The sequence below is a fragment of the Gluconobacter sp. OJB genome (assembly GCF_039638275.1).
In the GTDB taxonomy this organism is placed as follows: domain Bacteria; phylum Pseudomonadota; class Alphaproteobacteria; order Acetobacterales; family Acetobacteraceae; genus Gluconobacter; species Gluconobacter cerevisiae.
This window is the reverse complement of record NZ_JBDIWH010000001.1, coordinates 1418649-1440667: the sequence shown is the minus strand read 5'-3', so window position 1 is coordinate 1440667 and position 22019 is coordinate 1418649. Positions and strand designations below refer to the sequence as shown.

Below are 22019 nucleotides of genomic sequence, written 5' to 3'. Positions count from 1 at the left end.
GTGGGGCACAGAAGTCTGCACGTCCCCTCGTATTTTTGCCTGAGATCCCGCCCGATGCGCCAGACTGTCCGTTTTTATCTGGGAGAAGACCTCTGCACGCTCAGGGAAATCTCCCCGACGCTGACCCTGCTGGACTGGCTGCGCGAGCGTGGCCGGACTGGCACCAAGGAAGGCTGCAATGAGGGCGATTGCGGAGCGTGTACGGTGCTGGTCGTCCGACTGGAGGACGGTCGGTTAAACTGGCGGGCGGTCAATGCTTGCATCCAGTTCGTCAGTATGCTGGACGGTGCTCAGGTCTTTACGATCGAAGATTTGGGAACGGCTGATGCGCCGCATCCTGTGCAGACGGCCATGGTCGAGCAGCATGGCTCGCAGTGCGGGTTCTGCACCCCGGGTTTCGTCATGTCGATGGCGGCTTATCGCAAGACCGAAGGGGCCACGGCGGACGATCAGGCCATTGATGATGCACTGGCCGGAAATCTGTGTCGCTGCACCGGCTATGCGCCCATCGTGCGGGCGATGAAGCAGGCGATGCTGGCCGGTCCGGACCGTTTTGACGCACAGGTGGAGGCTATTGCCGACCGTCTGACCGTGTTGCAGGGCGGTGAGAGCGTGCGGCTTGAAGGGCCGGAGGGTATGCTTAGCATTCCGGCGTCCGTGGATGATCTGGCGGAGATTTTGTTGGCCGATCCGGAGGCGACGATTGTTGCGGGTGCCACGGATGTGGGGCTGTGGGTGACAAAGGGGATGCGGCGTCTGAAGCATGTCGTGCCGATCGGGCGGGTTCCGGAACTGCGGGCTTTGAGCAGAACGCCGGAGGGACTGCGGATCGGGGCTGCGGTGACGTATCAGGACGCGCGCCCGACCATTGCGGCGCTGCTGCCGGATGCGGGGGAAATGATCCGACGTCTGGGCTCTACGCAGGTGCGGAACAGTGCCACGATTTGCGGGAATATCGCCAATGGCTCCCCGATCGGGGATGGACCGCCGATGTTCATTGCGGCCAATGCGACGCTGCATCTCCGGCGCGGTTCCGAGCGCCGGTGTATCGCGCTGGAAGACTATTTCATTGCTTACGGAAAGCAGGACCGGCGGCTCGGCGAGTTCGTGGAGGCTCTGAGCATTCCTGAGCCCGCGCCGAGTGCGCAGTTCCGCGCCTACAAGATTTCCAAACGCTTCGATCAGGATATTTCCGCCGTTCTGGGCGCTTTCATGATCGAGACGGACGATCAGGGCCGGATAACTACGGTCCGGCTGGCCTATGGCGGCATGGCGGCCACGCCGAAGCGTGCGTCGGGCGCGGAAGCGACGCTGCTTGGGCGGATCTGGGATGAAGAGGCGCTTGAGGCAGCGCGAACGGCGGTTCTGGAAGATTTCGCGCCGCTGACCGATATGCGGGCGAGTGCGTGGTACCGGCAGACCGTCGCTGCCAATCTGCTGACGCGGTTCTTTGAGGAAACGACAGGAAGCAAACAGGCGCGTCTCGCCCGGACGGGAGGGCTGGCGCATGTCTGATCTCGTTCCGGGCGCTGCGTCCACCAGTATGAAGCACGAAAGCGCGCTGCTGCATGTGACGGGGCAGGCGGCGTATATTGATGATCTGCCGGAGCCGCGCGGCACGCTGCATCTCGTGCCGGGGCTGAGCACGAAGGCTCATGCGCGGATCGTATCGATGGATCTGGACGCCGTGCGCGCCGCGCCGGGTGTTGTGTGCGTGCTAACGGCGGATGATGTGCCGGGCGAGAACCAGATCAGCCCGGTCCATCGGGAAGACGAGCCGCTTCTGGCGACGGATCATGTCCATTTCTGGGGGCAGACGATGTTCGCCGTGGTGGCGACCTCGCGTCAGGCAGCGCGGCAGGCCGTGCGGTTGGCGAAGATTGAATACGAGGAAAAGCCCGCGATCCTGAACATTGCGCAGGCGCGGGATAATGGCAGCGCGATGGTCTGGCGCTCCCTGACCATGCAGCGCGGGGATGTGGAGCGTGGTCTGAAGGCCGCGCCGCGTCGCCTGTCGGGGCAGATTGAAATTGGCGGGCAGGAGCATTTCTATCTGGAAGGGCAGGCCGCGCTCGCCCAGCCCGGAGAGGCCGGAGAAATGCGCGTCTGGTCGTCCACGCAGCATCCGTCCGAGACGCAGCATCTGGTGGCCGCCGTGCTCGGGCGGCCGCATCATCTGGTCACGACGGAAGTGCGACGGATGGGCGGCGCGTTCGGTGGCAAGGAGACACAGGCCAATGCCTGGGCCTGTCTGGCTGCCATCGCCGCTGACCGGACGGGGCAGGCGGTCAAGGCGCGTCTGGATCGCGATGATGACATGATGGCGACCGGAAAGCGGCATGACTTCCTGATCGACTATAATGTCGGCTTCACCGATGAGGGCGATATTCTGGCCGTGGATATGGTTCTGGCCGCGCGGTGCGGTTGGGCGGCGGATCTGTCTGGTCCGGTGACGGATCGGGCGCTGTTTCACGCCGACAACGCCTATTTCTGTCCCGATGTGCGGCTGAAATCCGAGCCTTTGCGGACTAATACCCAGTCCAATACGGCCTATCGCGGGTTTGGCGGGCCGCAGGGCATTGTCGCGGCGGAGCGCGTGATTGAGGAAGTCGCGTTTGCGACCGGACTTGATCCCGTGGCGGTCCGACTGCGCAATGTTTATGGAACCGGGACGCGCAATCTCACGCCATATCACATGACGGTTGAGGACTCGATTACGGCCGAGATCCTGACGAAGCTGGTCGAGCGATGCGATTATCAGGCGCGAAAAGCCGAGATCCGGGCGTTCAATCGCACCAGCCGCATCATCCGTCGCGGGATCGCGCTGACGCCGGTGAAGTTTGGGATTTCGTTTACGGCCACGCATTACAATCAGGCCGGTGCGCTGGTGCATGTCTATACGGACGGCTCGGTTCAGGTGAACCACGGCGGGACGGAAATGGGGCAGGGGTTGCACACCAAGATGGTGCAGATCGTCCTGCGTGAATTCGGTCTGACGGCGGATCGCGTCCGCATTACTGCCACCACGACCGGGAAAGTGCCGAACACGTCCGCCACGGCAGCGTCTTCGGGGGCGGATCTGAACGGCATGGCGGTGCTGGACGCTGTGCGGAAGATCAAGAGCCGGATGATGACATTCGCCGCTGAAAAATGGAGCGTGGCGGCGGAAGATATCCATTTCCGGGTTGATGGCGTGCATGTTGGCGCGGAGGTCATGACCTTCCAGCATCTTGCCTGGCAGGCCTACTTCGCGCGGGTGTCGCTGTCGTCGAACGGGTTTTACAAGACGCCGAAGATTTCCTGGAATCCCGAGACCGGGCGCGGGCGACCGTTCTTTTATTTCGCCTATGGCGCGGCCTGTGCGGAAGTGTCGGTTGATTTGCTGACGGGAGAGCACAGCATTGATCGCGTGGATATCCTGCATGATGCCGGGCAGTCCCTGAACCCGGCCATTGATATCGGGCAGATTGAAGGCGGCTTTGTGCAGGGCGCGGGCTGGCTGACGACGGAGGAGCTGGTCTGGGACGGAGCGGGGCGTCTGCGGACCCATGCGCCCAGCACCTATAAGATTCCGGCCTGTTCGGATCGGCCCCGGATTTTCAATGTGGAGCTGTTGGAAAACGCGCCGAACCGGGAGGAAACGATCTTCCGTTCCAAGGCCGTGGGAGAGCCGCCTTTCGTGCATGGGGTTGCGGTTTTGCAGGCCATTTCGGACGCTATTGCCAGTCTGGACGACTACCGGACCTGCCCGAAGCTGGATGCGCCCGCCACGCCCGAGCGGGTTCTGAAAACCCTGATGGCGTTGCAGGGTCGGGCAGGCTGACCATGCTTGCCGATGTTCTGCGCTGGCGGGCGGAAGGGCAAGAGATGGTGCGTCTGACCGTCATTCGCGCAAAGGGATCGACGCCTCGCGAGGAGGGGGCATTCATGCTCCTGACCCTCACCGAACAGAGCGGCACGATAGGCGGCGGTCGGCTGGAATGGGACTGCATGGTGGAGGCGCGCGCGCTTCTGGCGTCGGGTGCAGAGGCAGTCGAGCGTTATATTCCGCTCGGTCCGGCCATCAATCAGTGCTGCGGCGGGGCTGTCACCATCCGCATGGAGCAGGTGAGTGATCCTGAGGCTCTTGAGGCTGAACTGCGCGCCGACCGGGAAAAACTGCCGCAACTGCTGCTGTTTGGGGCCGGACATGTGGGCCGTGCGCTCGCCCGGTCTCTGGCATTGCTGCCGTTGCGGCTGGTCTGGGTCGATGCGCGGGAAGAGGAGTTCGGGATCGTGCCGTCAGGGGTGGAGGCACGGGTGACAGAGCAATGGGAGCCGCTTGTGCAGGGGGCTCCTGCCGGATCGGGCGTTCTGGTCCTGACGCAGAGCCATACGCTGGATGCGCTTATCACGGGGGCGGCGCTGGAGCGGGATGATCTGCGCTATGTCGGGATGATCGGGTCGCGGACCAAGCGCAAACGCTTCGAGAGTGCGTTCCGCCAGATCGACATTCCGCAGGAGCGGATTGATCGTCTGGTCTGCCCGATCGGTGATTTCGGGGTGCGGGACAAGCGCCCAGAGGTGATCGCCACGTTCGTGACGGCTGAGGTCGCCGCCCGCATGTTGTGCGAGGCAGATTCGCCGCAGGTTTCGGAGAGTGCTATTTCAGATACCAATAATGTTACATCTACCCGTGATCCTGTCGTAAGGCTTTGCGGAACAAGGGCGGAGTTTCAACACTTTTTAGGTATCACAGAAAGTTGATGTAACGGTGGGTGCGTTGCAGGCGGTCCTTCTGTTTATCCTCCCCCGCATGAGCATGCAGAACCGGACGCAGCGGACTTCCGAAGTCCCGTTTTTCTCTCCAGCCGTCCCGTCAGGGCAGAGGTGGAAATCCCGGATTTCCCGTTTCTGTCAGGCAGGATTTGCACTGGGTGCATTGAGCCTGACTCTTCAGACCGCTCAGGCGGCCCCGACGGCCAGCACAGCGCTTTCGACAGCCCTTCAGCCGACCAGTCTTCCGGCTGCGGATGCTGCTTTTGTCGATGATCTGGAAAAGCGCACGTTCAACTGGTTCTGGGAAACGGGCAACCCGAAGAACGGTCTGGTGCCGGATCGTGCGCCGCTGCCCAATGGCGCAGCCAGTATTGCCAGCGTTGGTTTCGGGCTGACGGCTTACGGCATTGGCGTGGAGCGCAGCTACATTACCCGTCAGCAGGCCGTGGATCGGACGCTGACGACTCTGCGCTTTTTAGCCAGCCTGCCGCAGAATGATCATGTTGCAGGCGCTGCGGGCTATAAGGGTTTCTTCTATCATTTCCTTGATCCCAATACCGGCCTGCGTGTTGCGGACTGGTCCGAACTGTCCAGCATCGACACCGCGCTTCTGATGGGGGGCGTGCTGTTCTCGCAGTCCTATTTCGACCATGATACGCCGCAGGAAAAGGAAATCCGCGACATTGCGGATCATCTGTATCGCCGGATCGACTGGACGTGGATGAAGGCCCATGGCCCTTGGCTCAGCATGGGCTGGATGCCGCCGCACACGTTCCTGCCGAGCGACTGGAAAGGCTATAACGAGGGCCTCATCATCTACCTTCAGGCGCTGGGTTCGCCGACGCATCCGCTTCCGGCCGAGACATGGAAGACTTGGACTGCGACCTATGAAGGCCAGTGGGGGGATTTCCAAGGACACAAGATGCTGAATTTCGCGCCGATGTTTGGCCATCAGTATAGTGAATCCTGGATCGATTTCCGCGGCGTGCAGGATTCCTGGGACCGTGCCCATAACGTCGATTATTTCCAGAATGGCCGTGAAGCCGCCTATGCCCAGCGGGCCTACGCGCAGGCTAATCCGGGAGACTGGAAGGATTATGGTCCCAATATCTGGGGTCTGACGGCCTGCGACGGCCCGGGGGATGCGCAGCAGGTTTATGACGGCAAAAAGCGTCATTATCTGGCCTATAGCGCGCGCGGCGCCGGGCGGGACTATATTCTGGATGATGGCACGATCGCGCCGACGGCTGTGGGTGGGTCCATCGCTTTTGCGCCCGAAATCGCTCTTCCGGCGCTCAAGGAAATGCGCGCGCGTTATGGGGACCGGATCTATAACAAATACGGCTTCCTTGACGCCTTCAACCCGTCTTTCGCCGACCAGAAGTCCTACTGGGTGGATGGTCAGCAACTCGGGATTGATCAGGGGCCGATCCTGCTGATGCTGGAAAACTGGCGCAGTGGGCTGGTCTGGAACACCATGAAGAAAAATCCGTATCTGCGGGCCGGTCTGGAACGGGCGGGATTTGAAGGCGGGTGGATGCACACCAAAACAGCGTCTTCCAAGTCTGCCGGAACGTCTCTCTGATCGTCTGAGGGATCTGGAGTTGCATCTGGCGCGTTTCTCCCCGATCACTGCTGATAAAGCATCTTTGTGAAAGGAGAGCACCATGCGTCTCATTCTTGCCCTGCTTCTGCCCTGGCTCCAGTTCTTCACCATTGGCCGTCCGTTTGCCGGTCTGGTGTGCCTGTTGCTTCAGGTGACGATCATTGGCTGGATTCCGGCTGCCATCTGGTCGGTTTATGCGCTCAGCCAGTACAAGACCGATCGCAAGATCGCTTCGTCCCGGGGCTGAGGCTCCTGATGTAAAAAAGCCCCCGTTCCGGTTGGAGCGGGGGGCTTTTTTTATGCTTTTAGCGCGGGCCTTAGCGGCCGATATCGCGCAGTTTGATACCCTTGTTGAGGCGGATCTCGATGGATTCGAGGGAGACGCCTTTGGTCTCGGGGACGAAGAACAGCACCAGGAAAATGAACAGCGCATTCAGTCCGGCATAGAGCCAGAAAGTGTTGGCTGATCCCAGCGAACTCAGCAGTCCGAGGAACGTCGCACCGACAACCATGTTCGTGACCCAGTTTGTGACCGTCGAGCAGGTGATGCCGAAGTCGCGTCCCTGAAGCGGCATGACTTCCGAGCACAGCACCCAGACCAGCGGACCAGCCGAGAACGCGAAGCCTGCGATGAAGCACAGCAGGACCGCAATCGCGAGGTAATGAGACAGGTCTGACGTTCCGACGATCCCTGACATGATGGCGGCGAGCATGGCCAGTCCGGTTGCCATGATGGCAAAGCCGGTGATCAGCATCTGGCGACGGCCCCAGCTATCCGCGAAAGCAATGGCAATGAAGGTCGCGAGCCAGTTGACTACACCGACGATCGCCGTGCCCCACATCTGTCCGCTGGAGCCGAAGCCGACTTCCTGGAAGATGCGCGGGGCGTAGTACATCACGACGTTGATGCCCGTGAGCTGCTGCGCGATCTGGAGGCAGATGCCCAGCATGACGGCGCGGCGGAAATTCGGGTTTTCGAGGAACATGGCCAGACCGCGCTGACGGTCATGAATCTGTGCGCGGATGTCGCGGATTTCCTGATGGGCGTGTTCAGGGTCGTGGCGCAGTTCCTTCATGATGGACAGCGCTTCTTCATGGCGGCCCCGCAGCATCAACCAGCGGGGGCTGTCCGGCAGGAAGAACGAGCCGATCAGGAAGAACACACCCGGAATGGCCATGATCCCCAGCATCCAGCGCCATGAGCCGCTGTAGGACAGGATGGCGTTGGACACGAAGGCCAGCAGGATGCCGAATGTGATCATGAGCTGGTACATCGAAACGAGGCTGCCGCGGCGGCTTTCGTCTGAAACTTCGGAGATGTAGAGCGGCGCTACGAAACTTCCGATGCCGATGGCCAGTCCGAGCATTGCGCGCCCGAGGATCAGTGCGGAAACGGAGGCCGCCAGCGCACAGACCAGCCCGCCTGCCACGAACAGGAACGCACTGAAGATCAGTGCGCGACGGCGTCCGAACGCGTAGGACATCCGACCCGCCCCCAGCGCGCCCAGAGCTGCGCCAAACATCATGGATGACACGATCCAGGACTGTTCGAAATCGGAAGCATGGAACTCGTCACGGATGAAGCCGAGCGCACCGGAAATGACGCCTACGTCCAGCCCGAACATCAGACCGGCAATTGCGGCCAGAATGACGGCGAACATCATACGTCCGACCATCGGCGGTCTGGTGGCGGTGGCGGAAGGATTGAGCACTGTGTCGCTCATGACGGGGAAACTCCGGCGACCCGCAGGGCGGGCCTGTCAGGGAAAAGCAGAAAAAACCGGGCAGGCAGCCTGAACCGGAGATCGAGCGAGAGGGCTATTCTGTGACAGGCACCATGATTCGCCATCTTGAGCCTTAAACCATAACACATAATTGGGAAAATATTCAAAATCATATGTGATAATTGACTGGATTTTCCATTCTGATGCAGTTGGGTCACACTCTTGGCCTTCCTGTGTTTGTGGACAAGCCCTGTGTTTCTGCGTCAGCTGACATATCTTATCGCTCTGGATCAGTACCGGCATTTTTCTCGTGCGGCGGAGCACTGCAATGTCTCACAGCCTGCGCTGTCGATGGCGATCCGTCAGCTTGAACATGAGCTTGGTGTTCCCATCGTTCGGCGTAACCGTCGTGTCTTGGGGCTGACGCCCGAAGGAGAGCGCGTTCTGGCCTGGGCGCGGCAGACGGTTGCCGCGCTGGACGGCCTGCGTCAGGAAGCCGATTTCGCGCATGAAGTCGCGGGTGGCACATTGTCGATCGGGACAATTCCGCCTGCCATTCAGGTCATGCCGTCGCTGATGGAAAGTCTGCGGGCTGCCGTGCCAGCACTTCAGATCGAACTGACGGTCGCAGCCAACGCCGATATCCTGCATGATCTGACCGAGCAGCGCCTCCAGATGGGGCTGATCTATCTGGATCAGGTCCCCGCTGATGGGGGTTTTGAGACGCATCTGCTTTATTCGGAGCAGTATGTTTTTGTGGCCGGCTCGCGGATGGAGCTGCCGTCACGCAAAACCTTCAGCTGGGCCGATGCGGCTGAATATCCCCTCGCTCTTCTGGGGCATGCCATGCGAACCCGGCAGATTGTGGATGAGCGTTTTGCGAAAGCGGATGTTAAACCCAATGTCCTGCTTCAAACGAACTCGCTCGAGCTGCTCTATGCCGAGCTTCTGGCCGGACGTCTGGCGACGATCCTGCCGGTTGCAGCCTTGCCTGCCCAGCGGGATCCGGCCAATCCGCTCCAGATCCGCCGTCTTGCGTCCTGTCCGTCTTATCAGGTCGGTCTGGTGCGCCTTAAACAGCCTGTGCAGACAGCGCTGATGTCCCGAAGTTGGGAAATCGTCACTCAGCTTGTTCTGGACGATGCGCTGACTGTCTGAGGCTTTTCATAAGCTCTGTTTATGACGCGATCACGATAATGTCTTGGACAGTATTGTGCAGCGCTCGGAAAATCGCGGCTTTTCGGGCGGGAAAATGTCAGGCTTGGGTGGGAGAGCAGCCGGTCTCGCGGCATCGGGGACACCATTCTGGTCGGAATTGCGGGATGTCCTGATCCAGCGTTGGGGATGGCTGTTTGCGCCTTCTGCGAAAGATCTGGGTTTTGCGGTCCGGACTTCCGTTGCGGCGATCCTGTCTTTGCTGATCGCCATGTGGATGGAACTGGGTAGTCCGCAATGGGCGCCCCTGACTGTTTGGGTCGTGGCGACGGCCTCCCGTGGTGAGAGCCTGTCCAAGGCGCGGTGGCGCTTTGTGGGCACCATTATCGGTGGCTGCATGGGGGTGGCCCTGATCGCAGCCTTTCCCCAACAGGCCGGACTGTTCTTCATCGCGCTCGCTGTATGGATCGGGCTTTGCTGCGGCTGGGCAACGTTCCTTGACGGTTATCGCCGCTATGGGCTTCTCGTCATCAGTTTCACGTCTGCCATCGTGGCGACCGGGGCGATCAGCCAGCCTGATGATGTGTTTAATGTCGCTATGGCGCGCGGAACATACATCATGCTCGGGACGCTATGTGAAGCGGTTCTGGCGGCTCTTTTTTTGCCGAATGTGCAGAAGGAGGCCAAGGCAAGGCTGCTAACGCGTCTGAAACAGATCACGTCGAAAGTCGCGACCCATGCGGAGGGAGTGCGGAAGGGATGTTCCGACCCGGAAGCCGAAAGCCGTCTGCTGACCGAACTGGTCGATGCGAATGCGCGCATTGAATTCGATGTGCTTGAGATGGGCTCAGGCACCCGGCGAAGCGCAGATCATGCACGGGCGGTTCTGGCGCGTCTTCTCGCTGTTCTGGCCCGGGCGCAGGGTGGGACAAGCGGGAGTGGCGTCGATCGGGATCTTGAGGCCGCGCATCGCCATATCGAGGCGATCATTGATCCGCCCCGTCATGACCGTTTTACGTTTCGGACGCGTTCCCCACGGCATATGCTGGAAGCGGTCCTTAACGGGTTGCGGGCCGCGACCGGTATCATCGGGGCGTGGCTTTTATGGGAAGTCACAGCCTGGCCGTCCGGTCCGGCGTTCGTCTCCTTCGTGGCGCTCGTTTATGGGCTGCTGGCAACCCGCGAAATCCCTGCTCTGGCATCTTCAGGTTTTTATCGCGGAGCTGTCTGGTGCGCGGGTGTTGCGGGGATTTATGCGTTTCTTGTGGTGCCTGCCGTCACTGTGCCGGAATATCTGGCGCTGCTTCTGCTGATCCCGATGGTGGTCGGAGGATTGGCCGCACGCGCGCCAAAGCTCGTGAACCATGCATTTTCATTCAACATGTTCCTGCCTGTCCTGATCGGGCCATCGAACCTCATGCGCTATGATGAGGTGTCGTTCCTCAATGGCGCGAGTGCGTTTCTCGGGGCGGTTCTTTTCACGCGCGTCACGTTTGGTGTGGTGTTTCCGTTCAGGGCTGACAGTCATCTCAAACGGACCTCGGCGTGGGTCGAAAAGCAGCTCCGTCTGACCGCACGCGGTGGCCTGGGCGGCAATGGTCAAACCGTTCACCAATGGCTCGCGATCAACGCTGCGAGCATGGTGCGTGCCGTCCGTAACTGTCAGGGGGTGCCGCGCGACATGATGCTGGCTTATATGGCCCGGCATCTTCACGCGATGACTCTCGGGGTCTGGGTGATCGAACTGCGCGATGCTGCTGCGCTGAACGTCACGCCTGTCACTGTGCGCAAACGGTTACAGGTCTTTTTGCGGGCCTGGTTTCGTCAGGGCGACGCTGCGAGGCCTCTTGCGCGAACGGTTCTGTGCTCTCTTCACAAAAGCCCGGATGTCACGTCCGACATCCAGGGCGCTTTGCGGGGACTGGCAGAGAATGTTCCGCCAGTTGCGTGATTAAATGGTGTCAACAGTTCCGCCGTCGACGCGCAGGGCGGCGCCTGTGGTGGCGGAGGCCAGCGGAGAGGCGGTATAGGCGACGAGATTGGCCACTTCGTCCACGGTGGCCATCCGACGCAGGATGTTGCTTGGCCGGTGCTTCTGAACGAACTCCGCTGCCAGTTCCGCGACCGGGCGGGTGCTGTCGGGGTTCTGGGCTTTCAGCATGTCTTCCACGCCTTCGGACAGAGTGGGGCCGGGGAGGATGGCGTTGACCGTCACATTCGTACCCGCCATCAGCTTCGCCAGTCCGCGGGAAAGCCCCAGCATGGCGGTTTTGCTGACGCCGTAATCCACCATCTCGACAGGAATATTCAGCGCGGATTCCGAGGAGATGAACAAAACGCGCCCCCAGTTGCGTTCTTTCATCCCCGGCAGATAGGCCTTGGACAGGCGAACGCCGGAGAACAGGTTGATCTCGAACAGATGCGCCCAGCTTTCATCCGTTGTCTGGAAAAAATCGTTCGGCCCGAAGATCCCCGCATTGTTGACGAGAATATCGACGCTGCTTTCGGCCCCGAACAGTGTCTTGCACCCTTCGGCTGTGCCGACATCAGCAACGACGCTACGGAAAGTCCCGCCCGGAACAGCCTTGGACAGCTTCTCAAGCGCGCCGTCCACGCTGTCCTGCTTGCGGCCATTGATGATGACGGTGGCTCCCGTTTCGCCCAAACGTCGGGCGATGGCCAGACCGATCCCGCTGGTTGAGCCAGTGACGAGGGCGGTGCGGCCGCTCAGATCGAGGTTCAGCATGGAAGACTCCTGAAAATGTGATCACGTTCCGATACAAACGTAGGGCGCGCGAAAAAGTGGCGCATCATTCTGCGGAGGTTTCTGACAGGATACGGCAAACACCGGATCTGCTATGGAGGGGATGCAGTTCCGAGTGGGAATGTATTCGGACGGGCAGGGCTGAGGAGGCGGAATGGTGAATCGCATGCAGGAGACGGGTGGAGATATGGACGCGCTGGTGCCGCATCCTTCTCCTTCCGGTGGGCGTGCGTCCATTCTGTGCAGTCATCTTCTGGCTCTTGCGGCGGCGGAAGGCGGGGGAGAGGCAGCGCTGCTGGTGCGTGACGTTCAGGGCGTGCGCATTCTTGGGGGTAGGGGAAGTGCGATTGCTGCCGAGGGCGCGGCCTGTCTCATGGATGGCCAGTCCCTCGGTGCGTGTACGGTCTGTCTTCTGCCGGTGCGCTCGGGTGCCGTGGAAGTCTGGCTGTGTGTGCGGCAGAACGCTCCGGCGTTAGAGCATGTCCGTGCCCTGTGTGGGTTGCAGGTTGATGATCTGCTGCGCGAACATGCTGTTTCTTCCTCGCAAGAGGAGGGCGTCAGTCAGGAACACGCGATCGTGGAGCGGATGGAGCTCCGGATGCAGCGTGTCGCCGACACGGTGGATGTTGCGTTCTATCGCTGTGATTTCGCGATGCGAATGGTGACGGGAGACGCGCGTTTCGCTGGGCTGTGGGGGGTGCCGCCTGAGCGTCTGGCGGTGGGAGTGCCCATCGACGAACTTCTGGCATTTCTGCACCCGGAAGACCAGCTGCTCTATGATGGCAGCATCGAGGACGACCTGCGGGACGAAGGCTGTTACGAGCTTCGTTTCCGGATTTTGGTGCCTTCGCGATCTGCGTATCCGTCCGGGAAACATGCTTCGCAAGGCACCCCCATGCTCCGGCATGTGCTGCTACGGGGTTGGCGCGAGGATGAAAGCCGACCCGATGGCCGCCGCAGTGTCGGTCTGGCAATGGACGTTTCTTCTGCGTCTCTGACGGCGGAAGCCCTGCGCTCCAGTGAATCCTTTACCCGGCTGCTGCTGTCGAGCCTGCCGGACTGCATTCATATTCTCGACTGCGATGGCTGTATCCGCTTCGTCAACGAAGGGGGCGTTCGGTCCATGGAAATGGACAGTCCGATTATTATGCACGGACTGCCCTGGGTGGATCTTTGGCGTGGTCAGCCGCGTCGGCGGGCGGCTCTGGCGGTCCAGAGCGCCCTTGAAGGGGAGACGGCGCGGTTTCAGGGGTATTCCATGACCATGAAGGGCACCCGCCGCTTCTGGGACGTGGTGGTTACGCCTGTCTTCGGAGAGGACGGTGACGTACAGCGTCTGCTGGCCATCGGACGTGATCTGACAGACGCAAACCAGTCTGCCGAGCGGCTTCAGCTCGCGCTTGATGCCGGTGCGATTGCCGGGACGTGGATGTGGGATGACAGTACATCGCGTATGACGGGGGATGCCCGGCTGGCCATGACGCTGGGGCTGGACCCTGCCCGTCTGCGTGAAGGCGTCATGCCGAACATTATTTACGATGCCGTGGACCCGCGGGACAGGTTCGCTGTCGTGCAGGCCGTCACTGCAGCGACGCGGCGGGGAGGAAAATGCCGTTTTGAATTCCGGGTAGAGACCCCGGCGGGACTGCGCTGGTTTGAGGGCAATGGTCGCTGCGATCTGGGGGACGAAGGGCGCGTGGCCCGTTTTCCCGGCATTGTTTTCGATATCAACCGGAGCAAGCGTCAGGCACTGCGACAGGCCGCGCTGGTCGAACTCGGAGACCAGCTTCGCGCTCTCGACGATACTGGCATGATGGAGGAAGTTGCGGCCCGGATCATCTGCCGGGAGCTGGATGCCAGCGGTGCGGGTTACGGTGTGATCAATGACGACGGCACCGGCATGACCGTTGGCGGAGTGGCCGAGGCCGGGCGCCCGCTTCTGGGAATGCGGATGTTCGCCGATTACGGTGAGTTCAGGTCGCTTCTTGGGGGTGGCGAGCCTGTGGCCATTGCGGATGTCCGCACTGATGCCCTGACGGCGGGATATGACGCGCGTTACGAAGCAGAAGGGATTGTCGCGTTTCTTGCTATTCCGATTTTCAAATTCGGACGTTTCGTGGGGCTGATGTTCGTTTGTCACGATGCTCCGCATGTCTGGACCAATGAAGAAATCGTCTTCACCCGCGCGGTGGCTGACCGCACCCATGCCTCTATGCGTCAGGCCCGGACCCAGCAGCAGATCCGGGACCTGAATGTCATGCTCGAAGAGCGGATTCTGCAACGGACCCGCGAGCGCGACCGGCTGTGGAATATCGCGAAGGACCTGTTCGTCATCATCGACCGTCACGGCTACTATGTTGCGGTCAGCCCGAGTTGGGAAGAGATGCAGGGCTACAGGATGGACGAGCTTGCTGGTCTGAGACTGGATGCGTTGTGCCATCCCGATGACAAGCGGACAGTCCGTGACACCTTTGCGCGTCTTATGAAGGGTACGCCCTGGCCGGCTGCGGGGCTGGATGTGCGGATGCGGCGGCATGACGGCTCCTGGCGGACCTATAACTGGAGCTGTAATGACGAGGGCGATGCGATCTATGCGATCGGGCGGGATCTGACCGAACGCAACGAACTGGAGGAACAGCTCCGTCAGGCCCAGAAAATGGAGGTGGTCGGCCAGCTGACGGGCGGTCTGGCGCATGATTTCAACAATCTTCTGGCCGGGATCGGCGGGGGGCTTGAACTTCTCGGGCTGCGGATTGCGCAGGGTCGGACGGACGGTCTGGGGCGATACATCACGGCGTCACAGGAGGCGGTGCGCCGGGCGGCGTCCCTGACCCATCGTCTGTTGGCTTTCTCAAGGCGACAAACCCTCGATCCGAGCCCCACGGATATGAATATGCTGGTTCGCGGGTTGGAAAGCCTGCTGCGGGGGACGGTCGGGCCGGGCATAGACCTTGTTCTTGATCTTCAGCCGGATCTGTGGCGGACGCGAGTGGACGCCAATCAGCTCGAAAATGCGGTTCTGAATCTGTGCATCAATGCCCGCGATGCCATGCATGATCAGGGCAGCATGTTGCGGCTGAAGAGTGCTAACTGGATTTTGGGTCGCGCGAATGCCGCTGAAATGTCCATTCCACCGGGCGATTATGTTGTTCTGACGGTGCAGGACGAGGGCTGCGGGATGCCGCCCGAGATTGTTCAACGGGCTTTTGATCCGTTTTTTACGACCAAACCACTGGGTGCGGGCACCGGGTTGGGGTTGAGCATGATTTACGGCTTTACCCAGCAGTCGGGGGGGCAGGTGGACATCCGCTCCACTCCTGGGCAGGGGACCGTCGTATCGCTCTGGCTGCCGCGCTATGAAGGGCAGGAAACCCTGCGCCCCGAGCCTCCTCCGCTGCCTGAGGGGCCACAGCCCCGTCTTCTGGAAGGGCTGCGTGTTCTCGTCGTGGATGATGAGGAGGCGGTGCGGATGATCGTGATGGATATGGTGGCGGATCTGGGCGGGATCGTGCAGGGCGCTTGCGATGGGCCGTCCGCGAAGGCGCTTGTGGCGGAGGGGGAGCCCCCTGCGCTTCTCATCAGCGATATCGGGATGCCCGGCGGCATGAACGGGCGCGAACTGGGTGAGCAGATGCTGACGCGCTGGCCGTCGCTCAAAGTGCTGTTCATCACGGGATATGCCGAGCAGAACATTCTGGGAAATCAGGCCCTTGCGCCCGGTTGTGCGCTTCTGGTCAAGCCGTTCACGGTCGAGACGTTCAATCGCAAGCTGGCCCTTCTGCTCAGCGGCGATTGAACCGTCCGTCCGGAGCCTGCGTTGAAGAGCCAACACCTCACGCGCTGATGATTTTTTCTTCAAGTCCTGCAAGGAGGCAGACATGTCGTCACAGGTTCCATCCGCCGATGCCCAGACAGTGATTTCCTTTCACGACGGCAACACCATGCCGCAGATCGGTCTGGGTGTCTGGCAGACGCCTCCGGACGAGACGGCGGAGATCGTTCGGGAGGCTGTGAAGCTCGGGTATCGCTCCGTCGATACGGCACGGCTTTACAAGAATGAAGCCGGGGTCGGCGAAGGTCTGGAAGACCATCCCGAAATCTTCCTCACGACCAAGGTGTGGAATGACGAGCAGGGTTACGACAATACGCTGCGGGCCTATGAAGAAAGCGCGCGTCTGCTGCGCCGTCCGGTGCTGGACCTGTATCTGATCCACTGGCCGATGCCGGATCAGGGGCAGTATGTCGAGACGTGGAAGGCGCTGGTCGAGCTGAAGAAATCCGGTCGGGTAAAGTCCATCGGCGTGTCTAATTTCGAGCCGGAGCATCTGGAGCGGATCATGGATGCGACGGGGGTGGTGCCCGTCGTCAACCAGATTGAACTCCATCCCGATTTCCAGCAGCGCGCCCTGCGGGAGTTTCACGAAAAGCACAATATCCGTACCGAGGCGTGGCGTCCGCTGGGCAAGGGACGTGTGTTGAGTGATGAGCGGATCGGGGCGATTGCTGAAAAACACGGTCGGTCTCCGGCTCAGGTCGTGATCCGCTGGCATCTTCAGAACGGGCTGATCGTGATTCCCAAATCCGTCAATCCGAAGCGTCTGGCGGAAAATCTGGATGTGTTCGGCTTTGTGCTGGATGGCGGCGACATGCAGGCCATCGCAGGGATGGATCGTGCGGATGGCCGGATGGGTGCAGACCCGAAAACGGCGAAATTCTGAGAAATATTCCTCTTTAGCAACATTAAGTAAAAAACCGAGCCTGTGCTATGGGCTGCCTCATGCAACCGGAAGGTGGATGGCATGAGGCAGCGTTTGGGCCTGGGTTTGAGGGTGGTTTTTGCGGTTCTGCTGGCAGGCGCGCAGGCGCGTGCTGCGGGGACGCAGGACAAGGCGTGGACGGATCAGTGGTTTTCCGATGTGTCCTTTGGCGCGCAGATCGAAGGCGGCGTCATGGGCAGTTCGAGCCATCCCGCCAGCAATCTCAATTTCGGCCAGCTTCTCTCGCCCTATGCCGATCAGGCCACGCTGAACCAGCTGACTTTCACGTTTGCCAAACCCGTCGATCCGATCGGGGGCGGGTATGGGCTGGGGATGAATCTGCGGATGCTCTATGGTTCTGATGCCCGGAGCTATACGATCGCAGGCGTCTCCGATCGCTGGATCAATGGCCGCTATCAGGCCATGCCGGTCTTCGCCAATATTGCGCTGCATATGCCGTGGTTCACGAGCCGGGGGCTGGACGGGCAGATCGGTATTCTGACGTCGCCGATGGGTGTGGAGACGCTCGATCCTTCGACGCGCGCTTTCTATACGCTGGCATATACGACCGAATATTCCACGCCGTTCGAGCATGTGGGGGGTATGTTCCAGCTTCATCTGGACAGGCATTTCGATCTTCAGTTCGGCGCGGATACCGGCAACCAGACGTCCTTCGGGCGGGGGGATAACAATGACCGACCCGCCGGATATCTGGGTGTGACGGGCAACGATCTGGCAGATGGTCATCTGTCCTTCACCTATCTGCTGCGGGTCGGGCCGGAAGATGCCGTGCGTGCTCTGGGGCCGAGGGCCAACGGAGCCATGCGGTACTGGAACGATCTGAACGGAACCTGGACGTTCTCGAAAAAATGGAGCGTCACGGCGGAAGTGAACCAGCTTCATGACGAAGGGCTGCGCGCTGATACATGGAGTGCGGTGGTGTGGGGCGGATGGCACATTCATCCGAACCTGACCGTCAATGCGCGGGCTGAGCTTTATCGGGACAATACCGGCAGTTTCGTGACAAGTTTTGCCGAGAATGAAGGCTATGCACAGGCTCTGCTTGGCAATCCGACGCGGTCTGTGTCCGCTCCCGCCACGACCTATGGCGCGTTGACGCTCAACACCGTCTGGCGGCCGGATGTGGGGCATCATATCAAGCTGCTCCAGCTCAGGCCGGAGCTACGATTCGACCGCTCTCTCAACGGCACGCGTCCGTTTGATGACCAGCATCATATGGGCCGCATCCTGTTTGGAGCGGACATGACTTTGGGATTTTGAAAAGGCAATTCGCGCTCTGCCCGGACCCGGCAGGGATCTTGATCCCTGCACCTTGTTCGTTGCGGGAAGGAGGTGCGCTGGCCGCCGGATTATGGCAAGGAGTCTGCATGACGACTCCGAACGACACCGATTTCCGCAAGGCCATGTCCCATTTCGCCACGGGTGTGGCTGTGGTGACGGCCAAAGGTAGCGAAGGCGAACAGGGCGCGACCATCAGCGCTCTGACCTCCGTGTCCCTTGATCCGCTCCTGCTGCTGATCTGTCTCAACCGTGCCAGCGCGACCTATCGTGCGATTGCGGAAGCCGGCACGTTCGGCCTCAGCATTCTGGGCAACGACCACAAGGACGTGGCGATGCTGTTCGCCAGCCGCACAGGCGACAAGTTCGGCTCGGACGTGATCGAACGCTCGGCGGATGGCACGGCGTTTGTCCGGGATTCGCTGGTGAAGATGCACTGCGAACTGGTCGAAACATTCCAGGGCGGCACGCATGCGCTGTTCATGGCGCGTCCTGTTTCGCTTGAACTCGACGAAAACCGCGCGCCTTTGCTGTATTTTCAGGGACAGCTCGGCATTACGCTCTGACGTCTGCAAAATTCTGAAGAGATCTGACAGGCTCTCCATCCTCTGTGTGCAGGGTGGGGAGCCTGATGTGTTTTGGGACAATTTTTAATCCGGCGAAGTGTTTTTTTGGCGAAAGGAAAGCCATTCCTTCAGAAATTTGTTGCGAATGATTCTTATTTCTAATATTTCCCTCTGCAACATAACAAGACATGTCCGTAACCAAGAGGCCTTCAATGACCGGTTCGCTGCGCGCGCATATTACTTCGCTATCAGTTGCGGGAACGCTGCTGATGTCTTCACAGGGCTACGCGGCGGCCCCCGTCAAAAAAGACGAAAAACCGGACCCCAAAGCGCCTCCTGCGGCAAAATCCCTGAACAGCACGCAAAGCGTTGAAGGCGCGGATGCGGAATATCTGACGGTGCAGGGACATAGCTTCAACACCATGCATGACTCCACGGGCCTGTCCCGGATGCCGCAGGACGTGATGCACACGCCGCAGAACATCAACGTGGTGCCGCAGGCCCTGATGCAGCAGCAGAATGTGAAATCTCTCGACGAGGCGCTGCGGAATGTTCCGGGTGTGACGACGTCCATTGGTGAGGGTGCGGGCGGCATGAACGGCGATCAGTTCCTGATCCGTGGTTTTCAGGCGCAGAATGACATTTATGAAGACGGACTGCGGGATTTCGGCGTCTATTCGCGCGATGCGTTCAATTTTGAAACCGTTTCGGTCATCAAGGGGCCGTCTTCCGAAGTGTTCGGTAATGGTACGACGGGGGGCGCCATCAACATGGTCACCAAGACGCCCGGTCTGAAAAGCCATTATAATGCCGAGTTTTCCGGCGGGTCTGGCAGCTATTATCGCGGGACGCTGGACGTCAACCAGAAGATCAATGACTCAACGGCCTTCCGCATCACGGGCATGGGCGACGAACACAATATTGTCGGGCGTGACAATCTCTATTCCCATCGCTGGGGCATCGCGCCGTCGCTGGCTTTCGGTATCGGCAAGAGAACGACGCTGGTTCTGCAATACATGCACCAGCAGGAAAATTCGGTTCCGGATTTCGGTGTGCCGGTCGTGACGAAGCCGGGTGCGGCTTATGGTCAGCCCATCACGGAATATGGCATCCGCCGCAACAACTGGTACGGGACGGATAATGACCAGAACGCAACGAACGCCAACATGGAAACGGCCCGTTTCAGCTTCAAGCTGAACAAACACATCACGTTCTATGATGATCTGCGCGGCGGCGAGTATTACCGCACGTTCGCGGCCTCCAAAGCGACCTGCGATACGACCTGCGTGAACAATTATTTTAGCGGCGATCCGTCCAAGGCGCTTGTGGCGCGCTCGGGGCCGGTCGGTGCAGGGGCGGGTACGGGTGCCGGGACGTATATGGCACCGCTGCCGTATCAGCAGACGAGCTGGTCCGTGCAGAATGTGGGGTCAATGGTTGCGGATTTCCACACGGGGTTCCTGCGACATCAGGTTGTCGCAGGCTTTGATATCGAGCGCGTCAATGACGTGCGCTCGCAGTCGACATATCTGAAGCCCAAGCCCTATGCGAACCTCGTCAATCCAAATCCGCATGTCGGCAATCTGGATCTGGTGCCGGGCGATATGAATCCGGGTGGGCTTGTCTCGCTGGGGTCGCTGGGTGCGAAATCACACAGTAACGGATACGGGTTCGACACCGGGCTGTTCCTGTTCGACCAGATCTGGTTTACGAACTGGCTGTCTCTCAAGGGTGGCTTCCGCTGGGATCGCTGGCAGACGAGCTATAACATGACGGGTGGGAATGTTGCGAAGAACCCTGACCAGCATTTCCATGATGTGAGCGGGGTGTTCAATCCCAATGCCAGCCTCGTTCTGACGCCGGATTCGCATCAGACCTACTATTTCACATGGGCCAATTCCACGACGCCGATGGGCATGTATGTAACCAACGGTTCCGTGCCCATCCGTCCCGGCACCAACTCGTTCGCCAGCCCGGAAAAAGCGCAGCTTTATGAACTTGGGGCCAAGTATAGCATTCTGCACGACCGTCTGGGCGTGACGGCGTCGCTGTTCCGGTTGGACAAGGGCAATGCGCTGAATGCCGATCCGGTGACGGGCGAAATCACGGGATCGTCTGACCGGCAGCGCAATCAGGGGCTTGAACTGTCCGTTGGCGGCATCATTCTGCCGGGCTGGAACGTGTCAGCCACCTACGCGCTGTATGACAGCAGCACCACCTCTTCCGCCACGAAAGCTAATCGTGGAAAGAACGTGCAGTATGTGCCGCATAATCAGGCAACGCTGTGGTCGGCCTATAACGCCTTCGCAGGCAAGCCTTATAACGTGACGTTTGGCGGCGGTCTGACCTGGCGCGAGCATGTGTGGCTGGATGCTGCCAACAAATTCCGCGCCCCGGCGAATCTGGACTTCAGCGCCATGATTTCACACCGCTTCAACCAGCACTGGAAGGTGTCGATGAACGGCTACAATCTGGCGAACCGCCTGAATTACCAGAGCCTGTTCTCCAACCGCGCCACGCCGTCTGCCGGGCGCATGTTCCTTGGCGAGATCAGCGCGTCTTACTGATCATTTTGTGGCGGCTGTTCCTGTCTGCTCCAGTCCTGCGCGGCCATGTGAATGGCCGGGGCCAGGGGGAACAGGCGTGAGGCCGCCGAACCGATATGCCCGTGGCGGAGTAGCGCGTTTCCATCAAGCTTTGCGCCAAAAGGCTCGAAACGCTCCGTCTGCGTCTCAGGGAGGCTGATGCTGATCCAGCGGTGCTCCCCATCTGTCGTGATGCAGGTTCCGTCCTGAAATCTGGGCCCGTCAGGATCAGCGAGCCGCTCGGCTAGATGTAACCCCGTGCAGGTGTCCCAGCCCGTCCCGATCATCAAAACCTGTGCATTATGGCCCGACATGGCAGCAAGCGGGGAACCGATGCCAAACGGATCGTCTATCGGCTGATTTGCCAGAATATCCGCCGCCAGCGGCCCCAGAGCCGTGAACGAAACCTGCGGGTGGGCGCTGCGCTGCACGCCGGGCCATGTCCGAAAAACTTCGGCGATCTGCCCCATGCCGCGCGTCGGCGTCAGATGCGGATCATATGGCGGCATGGTGGCGCGGATCGTCTCCCACCAGCTTTCCGGTACGGGCGGATTGCACCAGCCTGACGGATCGCTCAGTTCGGAGGATTGCGCGGGCATGACGATCGTGCCGTCCGCGCCGACAGCCTGAAGCAGGCTCTCGATCACGGTACGTGCTCCGCCACAGACCCAGCCGATCCGGCTCAGAGAGCTATGAACCAGCAGCGTCATGCCAGGTGTGACGCCGAGACGTTGCAGATCCACCACCAGCCGCGCCTGCGTGAGCGGGCCGCTGGAGCGGGCGATGGCGGCGGCTTCAGTCACGG

The 22019-nt window shown here is 60.4% G+C and carries 15 protein-coding genes; 12 read left to right on the top strand and 3 right to left on the bottom strand.

Annotated features, from left to right (window positions below):
- The first annotated feature begins 54 nt into the window (after positions 1 to 54).
- The 5 genes from xdhA to ABDK74_RS06625 all read left to right on the top strand — a co-directional run bounded on the left by xdhA (position 55) and on the right by ABDK74_RS06625 (position 6611).
- On the top strand, positions 55 to 1515 hold the full coding sequence (gene xdhA, locus ABDK74_RS06645; protein ID WP_346003202.1) for a xanthine dehydrogenase small subunit: 1461 nt from the start codon (positions 55 to 57) through the stop codon (positions 1513 to 1515).
- Positions 1508 to 3823: a xanthine dehydrogenase molybdopterin binding subunit gene (gene xdhB, locus ABDK74_RS06640; protein ID WP_346003201.1), complete on the top strand. Its 2316-nt coding sequence runs from the start codon at positions 1508 to 1510 to the stop codon at positions 3821 to 3823. The genes xdhA and xdhB overlap by 8 nt, the downstream gene beginning before the upstream one ends.
- Before the next feature lie 2 nt (positions 3824 to 3825).
- A complete protein-coding gene (gene xdhC / locus ABDK74_RS06635) occupies positions 3826 to 4746 on the top strand; it encodes a xanthine dehydrogenase accessory protein XdhC (protein ID WP_346003200.1) in 921 nt (306 codons plus the stop codon).
- A 49-nt stretch (positions 4747 to 4795) separates the two neighbouring features.
- Entirely contained in the window at positions 4796 to 6343 is a 1548-nt protein-coding gene (locus tag ABDK74_RS06630) for a glucoamylase family protein (RefSeq protein ID WP_346003199.1), read from the top strand.
- An 82-nt stretch (positions 6344 to 6425) separates the two neighbouring features.
- Entirely contained in the window at positions 6426 to 6611 is a 186-nt protein-coding gene (locus ABDK74_RS06625) for a YqaE/Pmp3 family membrane protein (RefSeq protein ID WP_062029897.1), read from the top strand.
- Positions 6612 to 6681: 70 nt separating this feature from the next.
- Here ABDK74_RS06625 and ABDK74_RS06620 read toward each other — a convergent pair whose 3' ends face one another.
- Positions 6682 to 8088 carry a sugar porter family MFS transporter gene (locus ABDK74_RS06620; RefSeq protein ID WP_346003198.1) on the bottom strand — a complete coding sequence of 469 codons (1407 nt, stop codon included), beginning with the start codon at positions 8086 to 8088 and terminating at the stop codon, positions 6682 to 6684.
- A 252-nt stretch (positions 8089 to 8340) separates the two neighbouring features.
- Here ABDK74_RS06620 and ABDK74_RS06615 point away from each other — a divergent pair, with 252 nt between their 5' ends.
- Complete coding sequence (locus ABDK74_RS06615) at positions 8341 to 9246, top strand: LysR family transcriptional regulator (protein ID WP_194253731.1); 906 nt, start codon at positions 8341 to 8343, stop codon at positions 9244 to 9246.
- Positions 9247 to 9340: 94 nt separating this feature from the next.
- Positions 9341 to 11194: an FUSC family protein gene (locus ABDK74_RS06610; protein ID WP_346004180.1), complete on the top strand. Its 1854-nt coding sequence runs from the start codon at positions 9341 to 9343 to the stop codon at positions 11192 to 11194.
- On the opposite strand, the gene ABDK74_RS06605 is transcribed toward ABDK74_RS06610, so the two are convergent.
- Positions 11195 to 11989 carry an SDR family oxidoreductase gene (locus tag ABDK74_RS06605; RefSeq protein WP_346003197.1) on the bottom strand — a complete coding sequence of 265 codons (795 nt, stop codon included), beginning with the start codon at positions 11987 to 11989 and terminating at the stop codon, positions 11195 to 11197.
- 172 nt (positions 11990 to 12161) lie between these two features.
- Between ABDK74_RS06605 and ABDK74_RS06600 the strand changes: the two genes are divergently transcribed.
- The 5 genes from ABDK74_RS06600 (at position 12162) to ABDK74_RS06580 (ending at position 21196) form a co-directional block, all read left to right on the top strand.
- Positions 12162 to 15803 (top strand): PAS domain-containing protein, encoded by a 3642-nt coding sequence (locus ABDK74_RS06600; RefSeq protein ID WP_346003196.1) that lies wholly within the window; start codon positions 12162 to 12164, stop codon positions 15801 to 15803.
- An 82-nt stretch (positions 15804 to 15885) separates the two neighbouring features.
- The gene (locus ABDK74_RS06595; protein ID WP_346003195.1) at positions 15886 to 16725 is read left to right on the top strand and encodes an aldo/keto reductase; all 840 of its coding nucleotides are present in this window, start codon (positions 15886 to 15888) and stop codon (positions 16723 to 16725) included.
- Positions 16726 to 16806: 81 nt separating this feature from the next.
- A complete protein-coding gene (locus ABDK74_RS06590) occupies positions 16807 to 18045 on the top strand; it encodes an outer membrane beta-barrel protein (protein WP_346003194.1) in 1239 nt (412 codons plus the stop codon).
- 107 nt (positions 18046 to 18152) lie between these two features.
- The gene (locus ABDK74_RS06585; RefSeq protein WP_099286261.1) at positions 18153 to 18629 is read left to right on the top strand and encodes a flavin reductase family protein; all 477 of its coding nucleotides are present in this window, start codon (positions 18153 to 18155) and stop codon (positions 18627 to 18629) included.
- A 212-nt stretch (positions 18630 to 18841) separates the two neighbouring features.
- A complete protein-coding gene (locus tag ABDK74_RS06580) occupies positions 18842 to 21196 on the top strand; it encodes a TonB-dependent receptor domain-containing protein (protein ID WP_346003193.1) in 2355 nt (784 codons plus the stop codon).
- On the opposite strand, the gene ABDK74_RS06575 is transcribed toward ABDK74_RS06580, so the two are convergent.
- Entirely contained in the window at positions 21190 to 22017 is an 828-nt protein-coding gene (locus tag ABDK74_RS06575; RefSeq protein WP_346003192.1) for an AAC(3) family N-acetyltransferase, read from the bottom strand. The two genes, ABDK74_RS06580 and ABDK74_RS06575, sit on opposite strands and share 7 nt — an antisense overlap.
- Positions 22018 to 22019 lie beyond the last annotated feature (2 nt).